The sequence below is a fragment of the Pseudomonas sp. KBS0710 genome, assembly GCF_005938045.2.
Lineage (GTDB): Bacteria > Pseudomonadota > Gammaproteobacteria > Pseudomonadales > Pseudomonadaceae > Aquipseudomonas.
This window is the reverse complement of record NZ_VCCF02000002.1, coordinates 60,788-83,210: the sequence shown is the minus strand read 5'-3', so window position 1 is coordinate 83,210 and position 22,423 is coordinate 60,788. Positions and strand designations below refer to the sequence as shown.

At 55.6% G+C, this 22,423-nt stretch carries 34 protein-coding genes; 33 read left to right on the top strand and 1 reads right to left on the bottom strand.

From position 1 onward, the window contains the following. Nucleotide 1: 1 nt before the first annotated feature. From tuf to bfr, 31 genes are all read left to right on the top strand, one after another. Complete coding sequence (gene tuf / locus FFI16_RS30305) at nucleotides 2–1,195, top strand: elongation factor Tu (protein ID WP_003176426.1); 1,194 nt, start codon at nucleotides 2–4, stop codon at nucleotides 1,193–1,195. 159 nt (nucleotides 1,196–1,354) lie between these two features. Then, complete coding sequence (gene rpsJ / locus FFI16_RS30300; RefSeq protein ID WP_003186070.1) at nucleotides 1,355–1,666, top strand: 30S ribosomal protein S10; 312 nt, start codon at nucleotides 1,355–1,357, stop codon at nucleotides 1,664–1,666. 81 nt (nucleotides 1,667–1,747) lie between these two features. Beyond that, complete coding sequence (gene rplC / locus FFI16_RS30295; RefSeq protein WP_003194649.1) at nucleotides 1,748–2,383, top strand: 50S ribosomal protein L3; 636 nt, start codon at nucleotides 1,748–1,750, stop codon at nucleotides 2,381–2,383. Between the two features lie 12 nt (nucleotides 2,384–2,395). After that, complete coding sequence (gene rplD / locus FFI16_RS30290; RefSeq protein WP_017135963.1) at nucleotides 2,396–2,998, top strand: 50S ribosomal protein L4; 603 nt, start codon at nucleotides 2,396–2,398, stop codon at nucleotides 2,996–2,998. Then, complete coding sequence (rplW, locus tag FFI16_RS30285; protein ID WP_002555488.1) at nucleotides 2,995–3,294, top strand: 50S ribosomal protein L23; 300 nt, start codon at nucleotides 2,995–2,997, stop codon at nucleotides 3,292–3,294. Before rplD ends, rplW begins: the two co-directional genes overlap by 4 nt. Nucleotides 3,295–3,308: 14 nt before the next feature. Continuing rightward, complete coding sequence (rplB, locus tag FFI16_RS30280) at nucleotides 3,309–4,133, top strand: 50S ribosomal protein L2 (protein WP_003176423.1); 825 nt, start codon at nucleotides 3,309–3,311, stop codon at nucleotides 4,131–4,133. Nucleotides 4,134–4,149: 16 nt separating this feature from the next. Then, nucleotides 4,150–4,425 (top strand): 30S ribosomal protein S19, encoded by a 276-nt coding sequence (rpsS, locus tag FFI16_RS30275; RefSeq protein WP_002555486.1) that lies wholly within the window; start codon nucleotides 4,150–4,152, stop codon nucleotides 4,423–4,425. An 11-nt stretch (nucleotides 4,426–4,436) separates the two neighbouring features. Further along, entirely contained in the window at nucleotides 4,437–4,769 is a 333-nt protein-coding gene (gene rplV, locus FFI16_RS30270) for a 50S ribosomal protein L22 (RefSeq protein WP_003103908.1), read from the top strand. 13 nt (nucleotides 4,770–4,782) lie between these two features. Beyond that, nucleotides 4,783–5,469, top strand: a complete 687-nt coding sequence (gene rpsC, locus FFI16_RS30265; protein ID WP_003176422.1) for a 30S ribosomal protein S3 — start codon at nucleotides 4,783–4,785, stop codon at nucleotides 5,467–5,469. A gap of 12 nt (nucleotides 5,470–5,481) precedes the next feature. After that, complete coding sequence (gene rplP, locus FFI16_RS30260) at nucleotides 5,482–5,895, top strand: 50S ribosomal protein L16 (RefSeq protein ID WP_003232424.1); 414 nt, start codon at nucleotides 5,482–5,484, stop codon at nucleotides 5,893–5,895. Further along, on the top strand, nucleotides 5,895–6,086 hold the full coding sequence (rpmC, locus tag FFI16_RS30255; protein WP_002555481.1) for a 50S ribosomal protein L29: 192 nt from the start codon (nucleotides 5,895–5,897) through the stop codon (nucleotides 6,084–6,086). Before rplP ends, rpmC begins: the two co-directional genes overlap by 1 nt. A 2-nt stretch (nucleotides 6,087–6,088) precedes the next feature. Continuing rightward, nucleotides 6,089–6,355: a 30S ribosomal protein S17 gene (gene rpsQ / locus FFI16_RS30250; protein ID WP_003176419.1), complete on the top strand. Its 267-nt coding sequence runs from the start codon at nucleotides 6,089–6,091 to the stop codon at nucleotides 6,353–6,355. 23 nt (nucleotides 6,356–6,378) lie between these two features. After that, complete coding sequence (gene rplN / locus FFI16_RS30245; RefSeq protein ID WP_002555479.1) at nucleotides 6,379–6,747, top strand: 50S ribosomal protein L14; 369 nt, start codon at nucleotides 6,379–6,381, stop codon at nucleotides 6,745–6,747. A gap of 11 nt (nucleotides 6,748–6,758) precedes the next feature. Beyond that, on the top strand, nucleotides 6,759–7,073 hold the full coding sequence (gene rplX, locus FFI16_RS30240; protein WP_003176416.1) for a 50S ribosomal protein L24: 315 nt from the start codon (nucleotides 6,759–6,761) through the stop codon (nucleotides 7,071–7,073). A 20-nt stretch (nucleotides 7,074–7,093) separates the two neighbouring features. Further along, nucleotides 7,094–7,633, top strand: a complete 540-nt coding sequence (gene rplE, locus FFI16_RS30235; RefSeq protein WP_003176415.1) for a 50S ribosomal protein L5 — start codon at nucleotides 7,094–7,096, stop codon at nucleotides 7,631–7,633. A gap of 13 nt (nucleotides 7,634–7,646) precedes the next feature. Next, entirely contained in the window at nucleotides 7,647–7,952 is a 306-nt protein-coding gene (gene rpsN, locus FFI16_RS30230; protein ID WP_003176414.1) for a 30S ribosomal protein S14, read from the top strand. A gap of 208 nt (nucleotides 7,953–8,160) precedes the next feature. After that, the gene (gene rpsH / locus FFI16_RS30225) at nucleotides 8,161–8,553 is read left to right on the top strand and encodes a 30S ribosomal protein S8 (protein ID WP_010566853.1); all 393 of its coding nucleotides are present in this window, start codon (nucleotides 8,161–8,163) and stop codon (nucleotides 8,551–8,553) included. Nucleotides 8,554–8,565: 12 nt separating this feature from the next. Continuing rightward, nucleotides 8,566–9,099 (top strand): 50S ribosomal protein L6, encoded by a 534-nt coding sequence (gene rplF, locus FFI16_RS30220; RefSeq protein WP_003176412.1) that lies wholly within the window; start codon nucleotides 8,566–8,568, stop codon nucleotides 9,097–9,099. A gap of 10 nt (nucleotides 9,100–9,109) precedes the next feature. Then, nucleotides 9,110–9,460: a 50S ribosomal protein L18 gene (rplR, locus tag FFI16_RS30215; protein ID WP_017135964.1), complete on the top strand. Its 351-nt coding sequence runs from the start codon at nucleotides 9,110–9,112 to the stop codon at nucleotides 9,458–9,460. A gap of 3 nt (nucleotides 9,461–9,463) precedes the next feature. Next, entirely contained in the window at nucleotides 9,464–9,964 is a 501-nt protein-coding gene (gene rpsE, locus FFI16_RS30210; RefSeq protein ID WP_003176409.1) for a 30S ribosomal protein S5, read from the top strand. 2 nt (nucleotides 9,965–9,966) lie between these two features. After that, a complete protein-coding gene (gene rpmD, locus FFI16_RS30205; protein WP_003176408.1) occupies nucleotides 9,967–10,143 on the top strand; it encodes a 50S ribosomal protein L30 in 177 nt (58 codons plus the stop codon). A 3-nt stretch (nucleotides 10,144–10,146) separates the two neighbouring features. After that, entirely contained in the window at nucleotides 10,147–10,584 is a 438-nt protein-coding gene (gene rplO / locus FFI16_RS30200) for a 50S ribosomal protein L15 (RefSeq protein WP_003176407.1), read from the top strand. After that, nucleotides 10,585–11,913 (top strand): preprotein translocase subunit SecY, encoded by a 1,329-nt coding sequence (gene secY, locus FFI16_RS30195; RefSeq protein WP_016969470.1) that lies wholly within the window; start codon nucleotides 10,585–10,587, stop codon nucleotides 11,911–11,913. 28 nt (nucleotides 11,914–11,941) lie between these two features. Then, nucleotides 11,942–12,058, top strand: a complete 117-nt coding sequence (rpmJ, locus tag FFI16_RS30190) for a 50S ribosomal protein L36 (protein ID WP_002555468.1) — start codon at nucleotides 11,942–11,944, stop codon at nucleotides 12,056–12,058. A gap of 129 nt (nucleotides 12,059–12,187) precedes the next feature. After that, complete coding sequence (gene rpsM, locus FFI16_RS30185; RefSeq protein ID WP_003210063.1) at nucleotides 12,188–12,544, top strand: 30S ribosomal protein S13; 357 nt, start codon at nucleotides 12,188–12,190, stop codon at nucleotides 12,542–12,544. A 30-nt stretch (nucleotides 12,545–12,574) separates the two neighbouring features. Next, complete coding sequence (gene rpsK, locus FFI16_RS30180) at nucleotides 12,575–12,964, top strand: 30S ribosomal protein S11 (protein ID WP_002555466.1); 390 nt, start codon at nucleotides 12,575–12,577, stop codon at nucleotides 12,962–12,964. 18 nt (nucleotides 12,965–12,982) lie between these two features. Beyond that, nucleotides 12,983–13,603: a 30S ribosomal protein S4 gene (gene rpsD / locus FFI16_RS30175; RefSeq protein ID WP_003210056.1), complete on the top strand. Its 621-nt coding sequence runs from the start codon at nucleotides 12,983–12,985 to the stop codon at nucleotides 13,601–13,603. A gap of 22 nt (nucleotides 13,604–13,625) precedes the next feature. Next, the gene (gene rpoA / locus FFI16_RS30170) at nucleotides 13,626–14,627 is read left to right on the top strand and encodes a DNA-directed RNA polymerase subunit alpha (protein WP_003176403.1); all 1,002 of its coding nucleotides are present in this window, start codon (nucleotides 13,626–13,628) and stop codon (nucleotides 14,625–14,627) included. 41 nt (nucleotides 14,628–14,668) lie between these two features. Continuing rightward, nucleotides 14,669–15,055 (top strand): 50S ribosomal protein L17, encoded by a 387-nt coding sequence (rplQ, locus tag FFI16_RS30165; protein ID WP_017135967.1) that lies wholly within the window; start codon nucleotides 14,669–14,671, stop codon nucleotides 15,053–15,055. Nucleotides 15,056–15,303: 248 nt separating this feature from the next. Beyond that, a complete protein-coding gene (locus FFI16_RS30160) occupies nucleotides 15,304–16,743 on the top strand; it encodes a catalase (protein ID WP_371923641.1) in 1,440 nt (479 codons plus the stop codon). A 155-nt stretch (nucleotides 16,744–16,898) separates the two neighbouring features. After that, nucleotides 16,899–17,363, top strand: coding sequence for a bacterioferritin (gene bfr, locus FFI16_RS30155; protein WP_015886133.1), 465 nt, complete (start codon nucleotides 16,899–16,901; stop codon nucleotides 17,361–17,363). Between the two features lie 65 nt (nucleotides 17,364–17,428). Here bfr and uvrA read toward each other — a convergent pair whose 3' ends face one another. Then, nucleotides 17,429–20,263, bottom strand: coding sequence for an excinuclease ABC subunit UvrA (gene uvrA / locus FFI16_RS30150; RefSeq protein WP_138813633.1), 2,835 nt, complete (start codon nucleotides 20,261–20,263; stop codon nucleotides 17,429–17,431). 178 nt (nucleotides 20,264–20,441) lie between these two features. On the opposite strand from uvrA, the gene FFI16_RS30145 reads away from it, so the two are divergent. Further along, complete coding sequence (locus FFI16_RS30145) at nucleotides 20,442–21,836, top strand: MFS transporter (RefSeq protein WP_138813634.1); 1,395 nt, start codon at nucleotides 20,442–20,444, stop codon at nucleotides 21,834–21,836. A gap of 9 nt (nucleotides 21,837–21,845) precedes the next feature. Next, nucleotides 21,846–22,373 carry a single-stranded DNA-binding protein gene (locus tag FFI16_RS30140; protein WP_138813635.1) on the top strand — a complete coding sequence of 176 codons (528 nt, stop codon included), beginning with the start codon at nucleotides 21,846–21,848 and terminating at the stop codon, nucleotides 22,371–22,373. The last annotated feature ends 50 nt before the right edge of the window (nucleotides 22,374–22,423 follow it).

Below are 22,423 nucleotides of genomic sequence, written 5' to 3'. Positions count from 1 at the left end.
CGTGGCTAAAGAAAAATTTGATCGTTCCCTACCGCACGTCAACGTTGGCACCATCGGTCACGTTGACCACGGTAAAACCACTCTGACTGCTGCTCTGACTCGCGTTTGCTCCGAAGTTTTCGGTTCCGCAATCGTTGATTTCGATAAAATCGACAGCGCTCCAGAAGAAAAAGCTCGTGGTATCACCATCAACACCGCGCACGTTGAATACAACTCGCTGATCCGTCACTACGCTCACGTTGACTGCCCAGGTCACGCTGACTATGTGAAGAACATGATCACCGGTGCTGCCCAGATGGACGGCGCGATCCTGGTTTGCTCGGCCGCTGATGGTCCGATGCCACAAACCCGTGAGCACATCCTGCTGTCCCGCCAGGTAGGCGTTCCGTACATCGTGGTTTACCTGAACAAGGCTGACCTGGTAGACGACGCTGAGCTGCTGGAACTGGTTGAGATGGAAGTGCGCGACCTGCTGAGCACTTACGACTTCCCAGGCGACGACACTCCGATCATCATCGGTTCTGCTCGTATGGCTCTGGAAGGCAAAGACGATAACGAAATGGGCACCACGTCCGTTCGTAAACTGGTTGAAACTCTGGACAGCTACATCCCAGATCCAGTTCGTGTTATCGACAAGCCGTTCCTGATGCCAATCGAAGACGTATTCTCGATCTCCGGTCGCGGTACTGTTGTAACTGGTCGTATCGAGCGCGGTATCGTTAAGGTTCAAGATCCACTGGAAATCGTTGGTCTGCGTGACACTACCGTCACCACCTGCACCGGTGTTGAAATGTTCCGTAAACTGCTCGACGAAGGTCGTGCAGGCGAGAACTGCGGCGTTCTGCTGCGTGGTACCAAGCGTGACGACGTTGAGCGTGGCCAGGTTCTGGTTAAGCCAGGTTCGGTTAAGCCGCACACCAAGTTCGAAGCTGAAGTGTACGTGCTGAGCAAAGAAGAAGGCGGTCGTCACACTCCGTTCTTCAAAGGCTACCGTCCACAGTTCTACTTCCGTACTACCGACGTAACCGGTAACTGCGAACTGCCGGAAGGCGTAGAAATGGTAATGCCAGGCGACAACATCAAAATGGTTGTCACCCTGATCAAAACCATCGCTATGGAAGACGGTCTGCGTTTCGCAATCCGTGAAGGCGGCCGTACCGTTGGTGCTGGCGTTGTAGCTAAAATCATCGAGTAATTATCTCTTCTGAGATAGCTCTGATGTTTTGAAAAGGCCCCCGCTCAGCGGGGGCCTTTTTTATTGGGTTGACACCTATCAGGGCCGTCTATAGAATTGCGCCTCCTTTTAACGGGCGTATTGCGCTCGCTGGGAATAGCAGCCGGAGTCTGAAATCCAATGCAAAATCAGCAAATCCGTATCAGGTTGAAGGCTTTTGACCATCGCCTGATCGACCAATCCACCCAGGAAATCGTGGAAACCGCGAAACGTACTGGTGCTCAAGTGCGTGGTCCAATTCCACTGCCTACCCGTAAAGAACGGTTCACCGTTCTGGTCTCCCCGCACGTCAACAAAGACGCGCGTGACCAGTACGAGATCCGTACTCATAAGCGCGTACTGGACATCGTCCAGCCAACGGATAAAACCGTTGATGCACTTATGAAGCTTGATCTGGCGGCCGGTGTGGAAGTACAGATCAGCCTCGGCTAAGACTTGGGTCTTAGTCGTGTAACGCTCTGAAATGGGCGGCCATAGCGGGTGAAAGCCCCGTACACTCATGAGGTTTACAACATGACTATTGGTGTAGTCGGTCGTAAATGCGGTATGACCCGTATTTTCACCGAAGAAGGTGTCTCCATTCCGGTCACGGTCATTGAGATCGAGCCGAATCGCGTCACCCAGTTCAAAACTGAAGAAACCGATGGCTATCGTGCAGTGCAAGTCACTGTCGGCGAGCGTCGCGCTTCGCGTGTGACTGCTGCTCAAGCAGGTCACTTCGCTAAAGCAAACGTTGCAGCTGGTCGCACTGTTATGGAGTTCCGTCTCGAAGACGGCGACTACCAGGCTGGCGATCTGATCAACGCTGAAATCTTCGCCGCTGGTCAACTGGTTGATGTAACCGGTCAGTCCAAAGGTAAAGGCTTCCAGGGTACGATCAAGCGTTGGAATTTCCGTGGCCAAGACAACACTCACGGTAACTCCGTTTCCCACCGCGTCCCGGGCTCTATTGGCCAGTGCCAGACTCCTGGTCGTGTATTCAAGGGCAAAAAAATGTCCGGTCATATGGGCGCTGAGCGCGTGACCGTGCAGTCCCTCGAAGTAGTGCGCGTCGACGCTGAACGCAATCTGTTGTTGGTCAAGGGTGCTGTTCCTGGCGCTACTGGCGGCAACCTGGTTGTACGTCCAGCGGCCAAGGCTCGCGGTTAAGGGGAAGCTGACATGCAATTAAATGTAAATGACGCTCAAGCGATCGAAGTTTCCGAACTGACATTTGGCGGCGAATTCAACGAGACGCTGGTTCACCAAGCAGTCGTGGCCTACATGGCCGGCGGCCGTCAAGGTAGCAAGCAGCAAAAGACCCGTTCCGACGTACGTGGTGGCGGTAAGCGCCCTTGGCGTCAGAAAGGTACTGGCCGTGCTCGTGCCGGTACTATCCGTAGCCCAATCTGGCGTGGCGGCGGTACCACTTTCGCAGCTCGTCCGCAGGATCACACTCAGAAGCTCAACAAGAAGATGTATCGCGCAGCACTGCGCTCCATCCTTGCTGAACTCGTGCGTACTGATCGCCTGGTCGTGGTTCAGGACTTCGCTGTTGAAAGTCCAAAAACCAAAGATCTGCTGGGCAAACTGAACAACATGAGCCTGACCGATGTTTTGATCGTGTCTGAAGCTGTTGATCAGAACCTGTACCTGGCTGCTCGCAACCTGCCACACGTTGATGTACGTGACGTGCAAGGTTCCGATCCAGTTAGTCTGATCGCATACGACAAGGTGTTGATCACCGTGTCGGCCGTGAAGAAATTCGAGGAGCTGCTGGGATGAACCAGGAACGCGTATTTAAAGTTCTGCTTGGCCCGCACGTTTCCGAAAAGGCTACGGTTCTGGCTGACAAGAAAGGCCAGTTCGTTTTCAAGGTTGCAACTGACGCAACCAAGCTGGAAATCAAGAAGGCCGTCGAAAGCCTGTTCAGCGTGAAAGTAGAGCGTGTTACTACCCTGAATGTTCTGGGTAAGAGCAAGCGCACTGCTCGCGGTCTGGGCAAGCGTAATGACTGGAAGAAGGCAGTTATCTCCCTTCAGCCAGGCCAAGATCTCGATTTCAGCAGCAGTGCTGAGTAAGGAAGGGGTGCATCATGGCAATCGTTAAATGCAAACCGACTTCCCCTGGCCGCCGTTTTGTGGTCAAGGTGGTCAACCAGGAGCTGCATAAAGGCGCTCCTCACGCACCGCTGCTCGAGAAAAAATCGAAGACTGGTGGTCGTAACAACAATGGTCGTATTACCACTCGTCACATCGGTGGTGGCCATAAGCAGCATTATCGTCTGGTCGATTTCCGTCGCAACGACAAAGATGGCATCTCTGCCACTGTCGAGCGTATTGAATACGATCCAAACCGTACTGCTCACATCGCTCTGCTGCTGTACGCAGATGGCGAGCGTCGCTACATCATCGCCCCTAAAGGCGTGAGTGCTGGTGACCAGCTGATCGCAGGTGCTTTGGCGCCGATCAAGCCGGGCAACGCTCTGCAACTGCGTAACATTCCAGTTGGTAGCACCGTACACGGCATCGAATTGAAGCCAGGTAAAGGCGCGCAAATCGCTCGTTCCGCTGGTGCTTCGGCTCAGCTGATCGCTCGTGAAGGTGTCTACGTGACCCTGCGTCTGCGTTCTGGTGAGATGCGTAAAGTGCTGGCTGAATGCCGCGCGACCCTGGGTGAAGTCTCGAACTCCGAGCACAGCCTGCGTTCGCTGGGTAAAGCTGGTGCCAAACGCTGGCGTGGCGTTCGCCCAACCGTTCGTGGTGTTGCCATGAACCCGGTTGACCACCCACACGGTGGTGGTGAAGGTCGTACCTCTGGTGGTCGTCATCCGGTATCGCCATGGGGCTTCCCGACTAAGGGCGCGAAGACTCGTGGTAATAAGCGTACCGACAAAATGATCGTCCGTCGTCGCAAGTAAATAGAGGGATACGACAGTGCCACGTTCTCTGAAAAAAGGTCCTTTTATTGATCTTCACCTACTGAAGAAGATCGAAGTGGCGGCGGAAAAGAACGATCGCAAACCAGTTAAAACCTGGTCGCGTCGTTCGATGATCCTGCCACAAATGGTCGGTTTGACCATCGCAGTACACAACGGTCGTCAACACGTCCCAGTTCTCGTTAACGAAGACATGGTCGGCCACAAACTGGGCGAGTTTGCCGGTACCCGCACTTATCGTGGGCACGTGGCAGACAAGAAAGCCAAGCGTTAAGGGGTTAGGAAATGGAAGTAGCCGCTAAGTTGTCGGGCGCTCGAATCTCCGCCCAGAAAGCCCGCTTGGTCGCCGACCAGATCCGCGGGAAGAAGGTGGGCGAAGCGCTCAACCTGTTGGCTTTCAGCAGTAAGAAAGCCGCCGAGATCATGAAGAAAGTGCTGGAGTCGGCCGTAGCCAACGCCGAGCATAACGAAGGCGCAGACGTTGATGACCTGAAGGTCAGCACCGTTTTCGTCAACGAAGGGCGTTCGCTGAAGCGCATCATGCCACGTGCCAAAGGCCGTGCTGATCGCATCGTCAAGCGGTCTTGCCATATCACTGTCAAGGTTGCTGACAAGTAACGGAGTCGAAGAGATGGGTCAGAAAGTACATCCCATTGGCATTCGCCTGGGAATCGTCAAGGAGCACACCTCCGTCTGGTACGCAGACGGTCGGACTTATGCGGACTATTTGTTCGCTGATCTGAAGGTGCGTGAGTATCTCCAAGACAAACTAAAAAGCGCGTCCGTAAGCCGTATCGATATCCATCGTCCGGCACAAACTGCACGTATCACCATCCACACCGCTCGTCCAGGTATCGTTATCGGGAAGAAAGGTGAAGATGTTGAGAAACTGCGTCAGGACCTGACCAAGCAAATGGGTGTGCCTGTGCACATCAATATCGAAGAGATCCGCAAGCCGGAGCTCGACGGTATGCTGGTTGCGCAGAGCGTAGCTCAGCAGCTGGAGCGTCGCGTAATGTTCCGTCGCGCTATGAAGCGCGCTGTACAGAACGCCATGCGCATTGGTGCCAAAGGCATCAAAATCCAAGTGAGCGGTCGTCTCGGCGGTGCTGAAATCGCACGTACTGAATGGTATCGCGAAGGTCGTGTGCCACTGCACACCCTGCGTGCCGACATCGACTATGCCAACTACGAAGCTCACACCACTTACGGTGTGATCGGTGTAAAGGTTTGGATCTTCAAAGGCGAAGTAATTGGTGGTCGCCAAGAAGAACTGAAACCACAAGCACCAGCGCCTCGTAAAAAAGCTGCTAAGTAAGGGGTACGCCAAATGTTGCAACCAAAGCGTACGAAGTTCCGCAAGCAGATGACAGGCCACAACCGTGGTCTGGCTCAGCGCGGTAGCAAAGTCAGCTTCGGCGAGTTCGCGCTGAAGTCTGTAGCTCGTGGTCGTCTCACCGCTCGTCAGATCGAGTCAGCGCGTCGTGCACTGACCCGTCACGTTAAACGTGGCGGCAAGATCTGGATCCGTGTATTCCCGGACAAGCCGATCTCCAAAAAACCTCTCGAGGTTCGGATGGGTAAAGGTAAGGGTAACGTGGAATACTGGGTAGCCCAGATTCAGCCAGGCAAAGTCCTGTATGAAATCGAGGGTGTAACTGAAGAGCTGGCGCGTGAGGCTTTTGCCCTGGCTGCTGCAAAGCTGCCGCTCGCCACCGCCTTTGTTAAACGGACGGTGATGTGATGAAAGCGAATGAACTTCGTGAAAAATCCGCACAGCAGCTGAACGAGCAACTGCTCGGCCTGCTGCGCGACCAGTTCAATCTGCGTATGCAGAAAGCAACTGGCCAGTTGGGGCAGTCTCATCTGCTCTCGCAAGTTAAGCGTGACATCGCTCGCGTGAAGACTGTGCTCAACCAGCAGGCAGGTAAGTGATCATGGCTGAAGCCGAAAAGACTGTCCGTACGCTGACTGGCCGTGTTGTCAGCGACAAGATGGACAAAACCATCACCGTACTGATCGAGCGTCGCGTTAAGCACCCGATCTACGGTAAATATGTTAAGCGTTCGACTAAGCTGCACGCGCACGACGAAACCAACCAGTGCCACATCGGCGACAAAGTCACTATTCGTGAAACTCGTCCGCTGGCCAAGACCAAGTCTTGGGCACTGGTTGATGTTCTCGAACGCGCTGTGGAAGTCTAAGGACTAGGGGTCGGAGAAATTATATGATTCAGACTCAATCCATGCTCGATGTGGCCGATAACAGCGGCGCTCGCCGTGTTATGTGCATCAAGGTGCTGGGTGGCTCCCATCGTCGTTACGCTGGTATCGGTGACATCATCAAAGTTACCGTGAAGGAAGCAATTCCTCGCGGTAAGGTGAAAAAAGGCCAAGTGATGACTGCTGTTGTAGTCCGCACTCGTCACGGCGTACGTCGTGCTGATGGCTCCATTATCCGCTTTGATGGCAACGCTGCTGTTCTTCTGAACAACAAGCAAGAGCCGATCGGCACCCGTATCTTTGGGCCAGTGACCCGTGAACTTCGTACTGAGAAGTTCATGAAGATCGTCTCGCTCGCCCCAGAAGTGCTGTAAGGAGATCCGACATGCAAAAGATTCGTCGTGACGACGAGATCATCGTGATCGCCGGCAAAGACAAAGGTAAGCGCGGTAAGGTGCTTAAGGTTCTCGCTAATAACCGTCTGGTTATCGGTGGTCTGAACCTGGTTAAGCGTCATACCAAGCCTAACCCGATGTCGGGCGTACAAGGCGGTATCGTCGAAAAAGAAGCTCCACTGGACGCTTCTAACGTCGCCATTTTCAACGGCGAAACCAACAAGGCTGACCGCGTTGGTTTCAAAGTAGAAGACGGCAAGAAAATTCGTGTCTTCAAGTCGACCCAAAAAGCGGTTGATGCTTGAACACTGCTAGGTAGAAGACCATGGCACGACTAAAAGAGATTTACTGGAAAGAAATCGCACCGAAGCTTAAGGAAGAACTTAAGCTTTCGAACGTGATGGAAGTTCCACGCGTTACCAAAATCACCCTGAACATGGGTCTGGGCGAAGCGGTCGGTGACAAAAAAGTCATCGAGCACGCTGTTGCTGACCTGGAAAAGATCACCGGTCAAAAAGTCGTTGTGACTTACGCTCGGAAATCCATCGCTGGCTTCAAAGTCCGTGAAGGTTGGCCGATCGGCGTCAAAGTGACTCTGCGCCGTGAGCGTATGTATGAATTCCTGGATCGTCTGCTGTCGATCTCCCTGCCTCGGGTTCGCGACTTCCGCGGCCTGAATGCCAAGTCCTTCGATGGTCGTGGTAACTACAGCATGGGCGTGAAAGAGCAGATCATCTTCCCGGAAATCGACTACGACAAGATCGATGCTCTCCGCGGTCTGGACATCACCCTGACCACCACTGCCAAGAACGATGATGAAGGTCGCGCCCTGTTGCGTGCTTTCAAATTCCCGTTCCGCAACTGATTGGAGTAGGACCATGGCCAAGATGAGCATGAAAAACCGCGAGCTGAAGCGTCAGCTCACGGTTGCCAAGTACGCCAAGAAGCGTGCAGCACTGAAAGCAATCATCGTTGATCTGAACGCAAGTCCAGAAGCACGTTGGGAAGCAACAGTTGCTCTGCAGAAGCAGCCACGTGACGCAAGCGCTTCGCGCATGCGTAACCGCTGCCGCCTGACCGGTCGTCCACACGGCGTTTACCGCAAGTTCGGCCTCGGCCGTAACAAACTGCGTGAAGCGGCAATGCGTGGTGACGTACCAGGTCTGGTTAAAGCCAGCTGGTAAGTACTTTCAACGTCCAGGCGGGCAGAATCGCAAGATACTGACCGCCGGTGACCTTGAATCTGGATCAAGCCCCTTTTGGGGCTTGTTTCATTTCTGGAGTATGTCTAAAATACGCGGCTCGCCTGAGCCCGTGTTTTTTATGCCCGGAGATTCTCGGCGACATATGTAGCCGCAAGGCTAATTTTTTTGTATTAGGAGCGTCTAGCCCATGAGTATGCAGGACCCGTTAGCGGACATGCTAACTCGTATCCGTAATGCCCAGATGGCTGAAAAGTCCGTCGTAAGCATGCCATCTTCCAAGTTGAAGGTAGCTGTTGCCAAAGTCCTGAAAGACGAAGGCTACATTGCGGGTTATCAGATCAGCAGCGAAACCAAGCCACTGCTGTCCATCGAGCTGAAGTACTTCGAAGGCCGTTCGGTCATTGAAGAAGTGAAGCGCGTTAGCCGTCCAGGCCTGCGTCAGTACAAGTCCGCTGAAGATCTGCCGAAAGTTCGTGGCGGTCTGGGCGTGTCTATCGTCTCCACCAACAAAGGTGTGATGACGGATCGTGCTGCGCGCGCTGCCGGTGTCGGCGGCGAAGTTCTTTGCACTGTGTTCTAAGGGGGGATAAGCATGTCTCGCGTCGCTAAGAACCCCGTTAAGCTGCCAGCCGGTGTCGAAGTAAAATTCGCAGGCCAACAGCTTTCGGTGAAGGGTGCCAAGGGCACTCTTGAACTGAACATCCATTCGTCCGTTGAGATCGTTGAAGAAGCTGGTGAGCTGCGTTTCGCTGCTCGCAATGGCGATCAACAAACTCGCGCAATGGCAGGTACCACGCGTGCGTTGGTAAACAACATGGTCCAAGGCGTAAGCCAAGGCTTCGAGCGTAAGCTCCAGCTGGTCGGTGTTGGTTACAAAGCGCAAGCAAAAGGCACGGTTTTGAACCTGGCCCTTGGCTTCTCGCACCCAGTGGATTACGAACTGCCGGAAGGCATCACCGCTGAGACCCCTAGCCAAACCGATATCCTGATCAAGGGTATTGATAAGCAGCTGGTAGGTCAGGTGGCCGCTGAGATCCGCGACTTCCGTCCACCAGAGCCGTACAAAGGCAAAGGTGTGCGCTACGCGGACGAAGTCGTCCGTCGTAAAGAAGCCAAGAAGAAGTAGGGCATAGCAAATGACCGACAAAAAAGTTACTCGACTGCGTCGCGCTCGCAAAGCACGCCTGAAAATGCACGAACTCGAAGTCGTGCGTCTCTGCGTGTACCGCTCGTCGCAGCACATCTACGCCCAGGTCATCTCGGCCGACGGCAACAAAGTCCTGGCAAGCGCCTCGACTTTGGATAAAGAACTGCGTGATGGTGCCACCGGCAACATCGACGCGGCCACAAAGGTTGGCCAGCTGGTCGCTACACGTGCTAAGGCCGTGGGCGTCTCGCAAGTGGCTTTCGACCGCTCTGGCTTCAAGTACCACGGTCGCGTGAAAGCGCTGGCTGATGCTGCTCGTGAAGCTGGGCTGGAGTTCTAAGTTATGTCAAATAACGACCAAAAGCGCGACGAAGGCTACATTGAGAAGCTGGTTCAAGTTAACCGCGTAGCCAAAACCGTTAAAGGCGGCCGTATCTTCACTTTCACCGCGTTGACCGTGGTTGGTGATGGTAAAGGGCGCGTTGGCTTCGGCCGTGGCAAGTCACGTGAAGTGCCTGCTGCGATCCAGAAGGCAATGGAAGCTGCTCGTCGCAACATGATCCAAGTTGATCTGAACGGCACCACGCTGCAGTACGCAATGAAGTCCGCTCACGGCGCTTCGAAGGTGTACATGCAGCCTGCTTCTGAAGGTACCGGTATCATCGCTGGCGGCGCTATGCGTGCTGTCCTCGAAGTTGCTGGCGTTCAGAACGTTCTGGCCAAGTGCTACGGCTCGACTAACCCGGTAAACGTGGTTCACGCCACTTTCAAGGGTCTGAAAGCTATGCAATCTCCTGAGTCCATTGCTGCCAAGCGCGGCTTGACTGTCAAGGAGATCTTCTGATCATGGCTACCGTTAAAGTAACGCTGATCAAAAGCATGACCGGCCGCATTCCTAACCACAAACTGTGTGTTAAAGGTTTGGGTCTGCGTCGCATCGGTCACACTGTAGAAGTCCAGGATACTCCCGAGAATCGCGGGATGATCAACAAGGCTTACTACATGCTGCGTGTAGAGGGTTAATCGATGAAACTCAATGATCTGAGTCCAGCGCCGGGTTCCCGTCGCGAAAAGCATCGTCCGGGCCGTGGTATCGGTAGCGGTTTGGGTAAGACTGGTGGCCGTGGCCACAAAGGTCAAACCTCTCGCTCCGGTGGCACCATTGCTCCAGGCTTTGAAGGCGGTCAACAGCCGCTGCATCGTCGCCTGCCTAAGTTCGGTTTCGTATCCCTGAAAGCCATGGACCGCGCAGAAGTGCGTCTGTCCGAGCTGGCTAAAGTGGAAGGCGACATCGTTACTGTGCAGACCCTGAAAGATGCCAACGTGATTAACGTCAACGTACAACGTGTGAAAATCATGTTGTCCGGTGAAGTGACTCGCGCTGTCACTATCGGCAAGGGAATCGGCGCCACCAAAGGTGCGCGTTCGGCTATCGAAGCAGCTGGCGGCAAGTTCGAGGAATAAATGGCTAAGCAAGGTGCTCTCTCAGCGCTCGGCAAAGGCGGTATGTCTGAACTTTGGGCTCGTCTGCGTTTTCTGTTCCTGGCGATTATCGTCTACCGAATAGGCGCACACATCCCGGTTCCAGGTATCAACCCGGACCGACTCGCAGACCTGTTTCGACAGAATGAGGGGACCATTCTTAGCTTGTTCAACATGTTTTCCGGCGGCGCGCTGGAACGGATGAGCATCTTTGCTTTGGGGATCATGCCGTACATTTCGGCATCGATCATCATGCAGTTGATGACCGCCGTCAGCCCGCAGCTGGAGCAGTTGAAGAAGGAAGGTGAAGCTGGCCGTCGCAAGATTAGCCAGTACACCCGCTACGGCACTGTCGTCCTCGCTCTGGTTCAAGCTATCGGCATGTCCGTTGGCCTGGCGGGGCAGGGCGTTGCGTTCACTGGTGACTTTGGCTTCTATTTCGTCGCGGTATCCACGTTTGTGGCTGGCGCGATGTTCATGATGTGGCTGGGTGAGCAGATTACTGAGCGTGGTGTTGGCAACGGTATCTCGATGTTGATTTTCGCAGGTATCGTCGCCGGTCTTCCGAGAGCAATCGGGCAGTCTTTCGAGTCTGCGCGTCAGGGTGATATCAATATCTTCGCCTTGGTTGCCATCGGTTTGCTGGCAGTAGCGATTATCGGTTTTGTGGTGTTCATTGAGCGTGGCCAGCGTCGTATTGCTGTTCACTACGCCAAGCGTCAGCAGGGCCGTAAGGTTTTTGCTGCGCAGACCAGCCACTTGCCGCTGAAAGTGAATATGGCCGGTGTTATTCCGGCAATCTTCGCGAGCAGCATTTTGCTGTTTCCGGCTTCGTTGGGTACCTGGTTTGGTCAGTCTGAAAATATGGGCTGGCTGCAGGACCTCTCTCAGTCGATCGCTCCTGGTCAGCCGTTGAATATTCTGCTGTTTAGTGCAGGGATTATTTTCTTCTGCTTCTTCTATACGGCGTTGATGTTCAATCCGAAAGACGTAGCGGAAAACCTGAAGAAGTCCGGTGCCTTTATTCCGGGTATCCGTCCAGGTGAGCAGTCGGCACGCTACATTGATGGCGTTCTGACTCGTTTGACCCTGTTCGGTGCTCTATATATGACGGCCGTGTGTTTGCTTCCCCAGTTCCTGGTGGTTGCAGCAAACGTTCCGTTCTACCTTGGCGGGACCTCGTTGCTGATCGTGGTCGTGGTTGTGATGGACTTCATGTCCCAAGTACAATCGCACCTCGTTTCGCACCAGTACGAATCCCTGATGAAGAAAGCCAACCTGAAGGGCTACGGCAGCGGCATGTTGCGCTGAGTACCCCATAAGGTTCGAGGAGTTGGTGATGAAAGTTCGTGCATCGGTGAAAAAGCTGTGCCGTAACTGCAAGATTATTCGCCGCGAAGGTGTTGTTCGAGTAATTTGCAGCGCGGAACCGCGTCACAAACAGCGCCAAGGCTGAGTGTGATCCGCTTGAAGCCCGGCAGCTAGTGCGCTGCCGGGTTGATTATTTGTTATTACAGCGATATTATCTCGCGCCCTATTTCTTGGCTTCCGGGGCGTAGGTAGCTGTCAATTGGAGTCCCACTGAATGGCCCGTATTGCAGGCGTTAACATTCCAGATAACAAGCACACTGTTATCTCGCTGACCTACATCTATGGTGTTGGTCGCACTACTGCGCAGAAAATTTGCGCAGACACTGGGGTAAACCCAGCCGCAAAGATCAAAGATCTGAGCGACGAGCAGATTGAGCTGTTGCGTGGCGAAGTGGCGAAGTTCACCACTGAAGGTGACCTGCGTCGCGAAATCAACATGAAAATCAAGCGTTTGATGGACCTCGGTTGCTACCGTGGTCTGCGTCATCGTCGTGGTCTTCCAGTACGCGGTCAGCGTACCAAGACTAACGCGCGTACCCGTAAAGGTCCGCGTAAGCCGATCCGCAAGTAATCGCCCACGCGAATCGACAGGAAAATTATCATGGCAAAACCTGCTGCTCGTCCTCGTAAAAAAGTTAAAAAGACAGTGGTTGATGGCATCGCCCACATCCATGCATCTTTTAACAACACCATCGTGACCATCACCGACCGTCAAGGTAACGCGCTGTCTTGGGCTACCTCTGGTGGTTCGGGTTTCCGCGGTTCCCGCAAGTCCACCCCGTTTGCTGCTCAAGTAGCTGCTGAACGTGCTGGTCAAGCTGCGCTGGAATACGGCCTGAAAAACCTCGACGTTAACGTCAAAGGTCCAGGTCCAGGTCGTGAGTCTGCTGTCCGTGCTTTGAACGGCTGTGGCTATAAGATCGCCAGCATCACCGACGTGACGCCAATCCCGCACAACGGGTGCCGTCCGCCGAAGAAGCGCCGCGTGTAATCCAGGAGATTGTAAAGAATGGCTCGTTACATTGGTCCAAAATGCAAACTCGCTCGTCGCGAAGGCACCGATCTCTTCTTGAAGAGCGGCGTGCGCGCGATCGAATCGAAGTGCAACATTGAAGCAGCACCTGGTATCCACGGCCAACGCCGCGGTCGCCAGTCCGATTACGGCACCCAACTGCGTGAAAAGCAGAAGGTCCGTCGTATCTACGGCGTTCTCGAGCGTCAGTTCAGCGGCTACTACAAAGAAGCTGCTGGCAAGAAAGGTGCAACCGGTGAAAACCTGCTGCAACTGCTCGAATGCCGTCTGGACAACGTTGTATACCGTATGGGCTTTGGTTCGACTCGTGCCGAATCCCGTCAGCTGGTATCGCACAAATCCGTCAGCGTAAACGGCCAAACCGTTAACGTGCCGTCTTACCAGGTTCGTGCTGGTGACGTGGTCGCGATTCGCGAGAAAGCAAAAAACCAACTTCGCATTGTCCAAGCTCTCGATCTGTGTGCCCAACGTGGCCGCGTAGAATGGGTAGAAGTAGACACTGAGAAGAAGTCGGGCGTTTTCAAGAACGTTCCTGCTCGCAGTGATCTGTCCGCCGACATCAACGAAAGCCTGATTGTCGAGCTCTACTCCAAGTAAGGGCTAGAAAATAGGTGCATCCATGCAGATTTCGGTAAATGAGTTCCTGACACCCCGCCACATTGATGTGCAGGTTGTCAGTCCAACCCGCGCCAAGATCACTCTCGAGCCTCTCGAGCGTGGTTTTGGCCACACCCTGGGCAACGCGCTGCGCCGCATCCTGTTGTCCTCAATGCCCGGCTGTGCAGTAGTCGAGGCCGAGATTGACGGTGTGCTCCACGAGTACAGCGCCATCGAAGGTGTACAGGAAGACGTAATTGAAATCCTGTTGAACCTTAAAGGTCTGGCTATCAAGCTGCACGGCCGTGACGAAGTTACGCTGACCTTGTCGAAGAAGGGTTCGGGGGTGGTTACCGCTGCCGATATTCAGCTGGATCATGATGTCGAGATCGTTAATCCCGATCACGTAATCGCTAACCTGGCGTCTAACGGCGCCCTGAACATGAAGCTCACCGTAGCTCGTGGTCGTGGTTATGAACCGGCCGACTCGCGTCAGAGCGATGAAGACGAAAGCCGCAGCATTGGTCGCTTGCAGCTTGACTCTTCGTTCAGCCCGGTTCGCCGTATCGCATACGTGGTGGAAAACGCCCGTGTCGAGCAGCGTACTAACCTGGACAAGCTGGTTATTGATCTGGAAACCAACGGTACTCTGGATCCTGAAGAGGCTATCCGCCGCGCTGCAACCATCCTGCAACAGCAGTTGGCTGCGTTCGTCGACCTCAAAGGTGACAGCGAACCAGTGGTAATCGAGCAGGAAGACGAGATCGATCCGATCCTGCTTCGCCCGGTTGACGATCTGGAACTGACTGTACGTTCGGCTAACTGCCTTAAGGCGGAAAACATTTACTACATCGGCGACCTGATTCAGCGTACCGAAGTAGAACTGTTGAAGACTCCGAACCTGGGCAAGAAATCCTTGACTGAAATCAAGGACGTTCTGGCCTCCCGCGGTCTGTCCCTCGGCATGCGCCTCGACAACTGGCCGCCTGCAAGTCTTAAGAAGGACGACAAGGCGACTGCCTGATCGTCGTAATCACCGAACGTGAGTTTGGTAAGGAATGAACCATGCGTCATCGTAAAAGTGGTCGTCACCTGAGCCGTACCAGCTCGCACCGCAAGGCCATGTTTCAAAACATGGCGGTGTCGCTGTTCGAGCACGAGCTGATCAAAACTACACTGCCGAAAGCTAAAGAACTGCGTCGCGTTGCTGAGCCGCTGATCACTTTGGCCAAGACAGACAGCCTGGCTAACCGCCGTTTGGTTTTCGACCGTACTCGTTCGAAAGCTATCGTTGGTAAGCTCTTCAACGACCTGGGCAAGCGTTACGCTACCCGTGAGGGTGGCTACCTGCGCATCCTCAAGTGCGGCTTCCGCACTGGCGACAATGCGCCTATGGCGTATGTCGAGTTGGTTGATCGTGCTACTGCCGGCGAAGCTGTAAGCGCCGAGTAAGACGACACGCTGCATCGAAGAACCGGGCCTAGTGCCCGGTTTTTTGTGGGCGATAGAAAAGCCGTCTATATTTCTCAGGTCGCTGCCGGTTCTCTTATTAATCCAAACTCTATTCGCCCTGACGGGTTGTTAGTTATTTTCTATCAAAGTCCATGATTTAATGCATTTGATGGTGTCATCTTGATGGTCAATACTCCCTCCAAGCCGATTAGCCGGCAGTTCTAAGCCTGACCTGAGGAAGATTGAGCATGAGTACAATTCTGACTACCGCCAGCGGCGCTCCCGTCGCTGATAACCAGAACTCCCGCACAGCTGGCCCGCGTGGCCCGTTGCTGCTCGATGACTTTCACCTCATCGAGAAGCTTGCGCACTTCAACCGTGAGAACATTCCTGAGCGTCGTGTGCACGCCAAAGGCTCAGGTGCGCACGGTACGTTTACCGTCACTCGGGACATCACCCAATACACCCGTGCCAAACTTTTTGAGTCCGTAGGCAAGCAGACCCCGACGTTTTTGCGTTTCTCTACGGTAGGTGGCGAGCGCGGCTCGGCAGATACTGCGCGTGACCCGCGCGGCTTCGCCTTGAAGTTTTACACCGAGGAAGGTAACTGGGACATCGTTGGCAACAACACCCCGGTGTTCTTCATTCGCGACCCGCTCAAGTTTCCGGATTTTATCCACACCCAGAAACGTTTGCCGCAAACCAACCTCAAAAGTGCCCAAATGGTCTGGGACTTCTGGTCATTGTCCCCAGAGGCGCTGCACCAGATCACAATTCTGTTCTCGGATCGTGGTACTCCAGACGGCTATCGTCACATGCACGGCTTTGGGAGTCATACCTACAGCCTTATCAACGCCAAAGGCGAGCGCCATTGGGTCAAGTGGCACTATAAAACCAAGCAAGGGATCAAGAACCTGACACCCGAGGAGGCGACACGTATCGCCGGTACCGATCCTGATTACGCGCAGCGTGACCTGTTTGCTGCAATTGAGCGCGGTGACTTTCCAAAGTGGAGCGTCAACATTCAGATCATGACTGAGGCTCAGGCCGCTGCTCACTACGAAAACCCGTTCGATGTGACCAAAACCTGGTCGCAGCAGGAGTTTCCGTTGATCGAAGTGGGTGAACTGGAGCTGAATCGTAATCCGGTGAACTACTTTGCTGAAGTCGAGCAGGCATGCTTCGGCCCAAGCAATATGGTTCCAGGTGTTGGTCTGTCGCCAGACCGTATGCTTCAAGGTCGCGTTTTCGCTTATGCGGACGCCCACCGCTATCGCGTTGGCACCAACCATCAGCAGTTGCCGATCAACTCCCCATTGAGTCCGGTCAATAATAACCAGCGCGATGGTTCCATGTCCTTTGGTTACGGTGGTGCGGCTCCTAACTATGAGCCCAACAGCTTTGCGGATACACCCAAGCAGGCGCCACAGTACGCTGAGCCGCCTCTGGCGCTGAGCGGTGCTGCTGACCGTTATGACCAACGTGAAGACACGGACTACTACAGCCATGCCGGTGCGTTGTTCCGCCTGCAGGACGATGCTCAGAAAAAGCTGCTGATTAACAACATCGCCGGTGCGATGGCCGGCGTCAGCAGTGATGTGGTACAGCGCCAGCTTCAGCACTTTTTCAAGGCTGACCCAGCTTACGGCCAGGGCATTGCAACTGCACTGGGCGTAACGCTTAGCTGACTCTAAACGAGAAGCAGAACCGCCCTCATTTGGGCGGTTTTTGCGTTATTTCCGCCACTTTTCTCGGAATATCTTCGCTTTTCTGCCGTTTGTCCCGTGACCTTCGAGTCAGCATGGTTCAAACTACAGACTTTCAAGCAGGGAGATGTAGGGCGATGCAAGGTCACCCCGACGTAATCGATTACCTCAACACGTTGCTGACGGGCGAACTGGCAGCTCGTGACCAATATTTCATTCATTCGCGTATGTACGAAGACTGGGGCTTTACCGAGCTCTACGAGCGTATCAACCACGAAATGGAAGAAGAGGCGCAGCACGCCGACGCGCTGATGCGCCGTATCCTGATGCTCGAAGGCACGCCGCGCATGCGTCCCGACGACCTGGACGTGGGCACCACGGTGCCTGATATGCTCGCTGCCGACCTTCGTCTCGAGTACAAGGTGCGTGCCGCGCTCTGCAAGGGCATCGAGCTCTGCGAGCAGCACAACGACTATGTCACTCGTGAAATTCTGCGCGTGCAGTTGAATGACACCGAAGAAGATCACACCTACTGGCTTGAAAAGCAGTTGGGGCTGATCAAGTTGGTCGGTCTGGAGAATTACCTGCAATCGCAGTTCTGATTTCCGGCTAAAAAAAAGCCCCTGTCACCGCAAAGTGACAGGGGCTTTTTCATGAGCCCGATAAATCAGGCTCTGTCGCGCGCCAACAGTGGCTTCAGGTAGTAACCAGTATGCGACTGTTGCATCTCGGAGACCTGCTCCGGCGTACCCACCGCAATGATCTGGCCACCCTTGGAGCCGCCTTCGGGCCCCAGGTCTACCAGCCAGTCGGCGGTCTTGATCACGTCGAGGTTGTGCTCGATGACTACCACCGTGTTGCCGTGGTCGCGCAAGCGGTGCAAAACGTCGAGCAATTGCTGAATATCCGCAAAGTGCAGGCCCGTGGTCGGCTCATCGAGGATATACAGGGTCTTGCCCGTGTCGCGCTTGGACAGCTCACGGGACAACTTCACCCGCTGCGCCTCGCCACCCGACAACGTAGTCGCCGACTGCCCCAGCTTGATGTACGACAGGCCCACATCCATCAACGTCTGCAGCTTGCGCGCCAACGCCGGAACCGCATCGAAGAACACCCGAGCTTCCTCGATGGTCATCTCGAGGGTTTCGTGGATGCTCTTGCCCTTGTACTTGATCTCCAGGGTTTCGCGGTTGTAGCGCTTGCTCTTGCACACGTCGCACGGCACGTAGATGTCCGGCAGGAAGTGCATTTCCACCTTGATAAGGCCGTCGCCCTGGCAGGCTTCGCACCGACCACCCTTGACGTTGAAAGAGAACCGGCCAGGCCCGTAGCCCCGCGAGCGAGACTCCGGCACGCCAGCGAACAGTTCGCGTATCGGCGTGAACAACCCGGTATAGGTCGCAGGGTTCGAGCGTGGTGTGCGGCCGATCGGGCTTTGGTCGATATCGACCACCTTGTCCAAATGCTCCAGGCCCTTGATGCTGTCGTGTGCGGCCGCTTCCAGGGTGGTTGCGCCGTTCAGGGCGGTGGCGCTCAGTGGGAACAGCGTGTTGTTGATCAGCGTCGATTTGCCCGAGCCGGAAACACCGGTCACGCAGGTCAGCAGGCCCAGCGGAATCTCCAGGTCGACATTGCGCAGGTTGTTGCCGCGCGCGCCCTTGAGGTGCAAGGCCATCTTTTTGTTACGTGGCGTGCGCTTGGCTGGCACTGCGATTTTCACGCGACCGGACAGGTACTTGCCGGTCAACGAGTCAGGGTGAGCCATCACTTCGGCAGGCGTGCCCTCGGCGACGATATGCCCGCCATGCACACCCGCTCCAGGGCCAATGTCGACTACATAATCGGCCAGGCGAATCGCGTCTTCATCGTGCTCAACCACGATCACCGTGTTGCCGATATCGCGCAGGTGTTTCAGTGTGCCCAGCAGGCGATCATTGTCGCGTTGGTGCAGGCCAATCGACGGCTCGTCGAGGATGTACAGAACGCCCACCAGGCCAGCGCCAATCTGGCTGGCCAGGCGAATCCGCTGGGCCTCACCACCGGACAAGGTATCCGCACTGCGATCCAGCGACAGGTAGTCCAGTCCGACATTGACCAGGAACTGCAGGCGCTCACGGATTTCCTTGAGAATCTTGTCGGCAATTTCCCCACGGCGGCCGGTCAGCTTGAGTACACCGAAGTATTCACAGGCATCGCCGATCGGCAGGTTGGTGACCGCCGGCAATGTTTTCTCACCGACCCACACATGCCGCGCCTCACGACGCAGCCGCGTGCCACGGCAATCCGGGCACGGTTGGGTGCTGAGGAATTTTGCCAGCTCTTCGCGCACGCTGGCCGATTCGGTCTCGCGGTAGCGACGTTCCAGGTTCGGCACAATGCCTTCGAACGGGTGCGAGCGTTTGACGATATCACCGCGGTCGTTCAGGTATTTGAAATCGACGTTCTGCGAGCCACTGCCATGCAGGATGACTTTCTGCTGCTCGGCCGGCAGTTGGTTGAACGGCACTTCCAGGCTGAATTTATAGTGCGACGCCAGCGACCCCAGCATCTGGAAGTAATAGACGTTGCGCCTGTCCCAGCCGCGTATCGCGCCTTCCGCCAACGTCAGGTCACCATTGACCAGGCGCTTGATGTCGAAGAACTGCTTCACGCCCAGGCCATCGCATGTCGGGCAGGCGCCAGCCGGGTTGTTGAAGGAAAACAGCTTGGGTTCCAGCTCGCTGATCGCATGGCCGCAGATCGGGCAAGCAAAACGTGCGGAGAAGATGATCTCTTCGCCCGGTTCGTCATCCATCGGTGCGACCAGGGCAATACCATCGGCCAGCTTCAGCGCGGTTTCGAACGATTCCGCCAAACGCTGCTGCAAGTCGGCACGCACTTTGAAACGGTCGACCACCACATCAATCGAATGCTTCTTCTGCTTGTCGAGCTTCGGTGCTTCATCCAGCTCATACAGCTTGCCGTTGATGCGCGCCCGCACAAAACCCTGGGCCCGCAGCTCTTCGAAGACCGACAGGTGCTCACCCTTGCGCTCACGGATCACCGGCGCCAGCAGCATCAGTTTGGCGCCTTCCGGCTGGGCCAGCACCAGGTCGACCATTTGGCTGACGGTCTGGGCTTCCAGCGGAATGTCGTGGTCCGGGCAACGTGGAATCCCCACCCGCGCATACAGCAGGCGCAGGTAGTCGTAGATTTCGGTGATGGTGCCCACGGTGGAACGCGGGTTGTGGGAGGTCGACTTCTGCTCGATGGAAATCGCCGGCGACAGGCCTTCAATAGTGTCGACGTCGGGTTTTTCCATCATCGACAGAAACTGCCGCGCATAGGCCGACAGCGACTCCACGTAGCGGCGCTGGCCCTCGGCATACAGCGTGTCGAACGCCAGGGATGATTTGCCCGAGCCGGACAAGCCGGTGATGACGATCAGTTTGTCCCGGGGCAGGGTCAGGTCGATGTTCTTCAGGTTGTGGGTTCTAGCCCCACGAATCAGGATCTTGTCCAAGATGGCCTCGCACGGCGGGCGTAAATAATGCCGGAGTATACGGCTAAAGACTGGATGAATATACACTGTCAAAGTGCCGGGTGCAGCCTTAGATGAAAGCTGCGCGGCAAAGCGCCGCATATACCCTCTCAATCGATGGGACTGGTAGAATCGCCGCCGGTTCACACGAGGTTTTTCCATGCACGATCCCCACAGCGAACGCATGAGTAGCGGCGAGACCCGAGCAGCAAGCGGTCTGGCCCTGGTGTTCGCGTTCCGTATGCTAGGCATGTTTATGGTGTTGCCGGTGCTGGCGACCTATGGAATGGATCTCGCAGGAGCGACCCCCGCACTGATCGGCCTGGCGATTGGCGCCTATGGCCTGACCCAGGCACTTTTTCAGATCCCGTTCGGGATCATTTCCGACCGTATCGGCCGTCGTCCCGTTATCTACCTGGGGCTGATCGTGTTTGCTCTCGGCAGTGTGCTCGCGGCGCAGTCCGATTCGATCTGGGGTGTGATTGCCGGGCGCGTCCTGCAGGGCGCCGGGGCGATTTCCGCTGCGGTGATGGCGCTGCTCTCGGACCTGACCCGCGAACAACACCGCACCAAGGCCATGGCCATGATCGGCATGACTATCGGGCTGTCCTTCGCCGTTGCGATGGTGGTCGGTCCCTTGCTGACCCGCGCCTTCGGTTTGCATGGGCTGTTTCTCGCCACCGGCGGCATGGCGTTGTTTGGCATCGTGATCGTGGCCTTCATGGTGCCGCGCTCCACCGGCACGCTCGCGCACCGTGAGTCGGGCGTTGCGCGCAAGGCTTTACTGCCGACGCTCAAGCACCCGGACCTGCTGCGCCTGGATTTAGGTATCTTCGTGTTGCACGCAATGCTGATGTGCAGCTTCGTCGCGCTGCCCCTGGCACTGGTGCAAAAAGCCGGTTTGCCCAAGGAACAGCACTGGTGGGTGTACCTCACCGCACTGCTGATTTCGTTCTTCGCCATGATCCCGTTCATCATCTACGGCGAGAAGAAACGCAAAATGAAACGAGTTTTGCTCGGCGCCGTCGCGACGCTGATGCTCACTGAGCTATTCTTCTGGCAGTTCGGCGACAGCCTGCGGGCACTGGTAATCGGCACAGTGGTGTTTTTCACTGCGTTCAACCTGCTGGAGGCTTCACTGCCTTCGCTGATCAGCAAAGTTTCACCGGCCGGTGGCAAGGGCACGGCGATGGGAGTGTATTCCACCAGCCAGTTCCTGGGTTCTGCGCTTGGCGGCATCATGGGCGGCTGGATGTTCCAGCATGGCGGTTTGTCGGTTGTGTTCCTGGGATGCGCAGGTCTGGCTGCCCTCTGGCTAGCCTTTGCTGTTACCATGCGCGAACCTCCCTATGTGACGAGCCTGCGTTTGCCGTTATCGCCAGAAGCGATCCGCGAAGCCGGTCTGGTTGAGCGCCTCAAGGCCGTTACCGGGGTTACAGATGCCGTGGTTATTGCAGAAGAAGCCGCCATCTACATCAAATTAGACACCGAATTATTGGATCGCGCGACGCTCGAGCAACTGGTCAACCCAGTGCCGACAGCGCGCCCAGCCTAGGAGAACGTTATGGCCCGTGGGGTTAACAAAGTCATATTGGTCGGTACATGCGGCCAGGATCCCGAAGTTCGCTACTTGCCTAACGGTAACGCCGTGACCAACTTGAGTCTGGCGACCAGCGAACAATGGACCGACAAGCAGACCAACGAGCGCAAAGAGAAAACCGAGTGGCATCGCGTGTCGTTGTTCGGCAAGGTCGCAGAAATCGCCGGTGAGTACCTGCGCAAAGGTTCGCAGGTCTACATCGAAGGCAAACTGCAAACCCGCGAGTGGGAAAAAGACGGCATCAAGCGTTACACCACGGAGATCGTGGTGGACATGCAAGGCACCATGCAACTGTTGGGCGGCCGTCCACAGCAGGGCGACCAGCAAGGCGGGGGCAACAATTACCAGCAGTCCGCTCCGGCCCCACGCCAGCAGGCTCCGCGCCCGCAGCAGTCGGCACCGCAACAGTCGCGCCAGGCACCACCTCCGCAGCAGTCCGCTCCACAGCCGGCTCCGGATTTCGACAGCTTTGATGACGATATCCCGTTCTAGGTCCCAGACCCGAAGCGATCAAAACCCCCGCTGGCGAAAGCCTCGGGGGT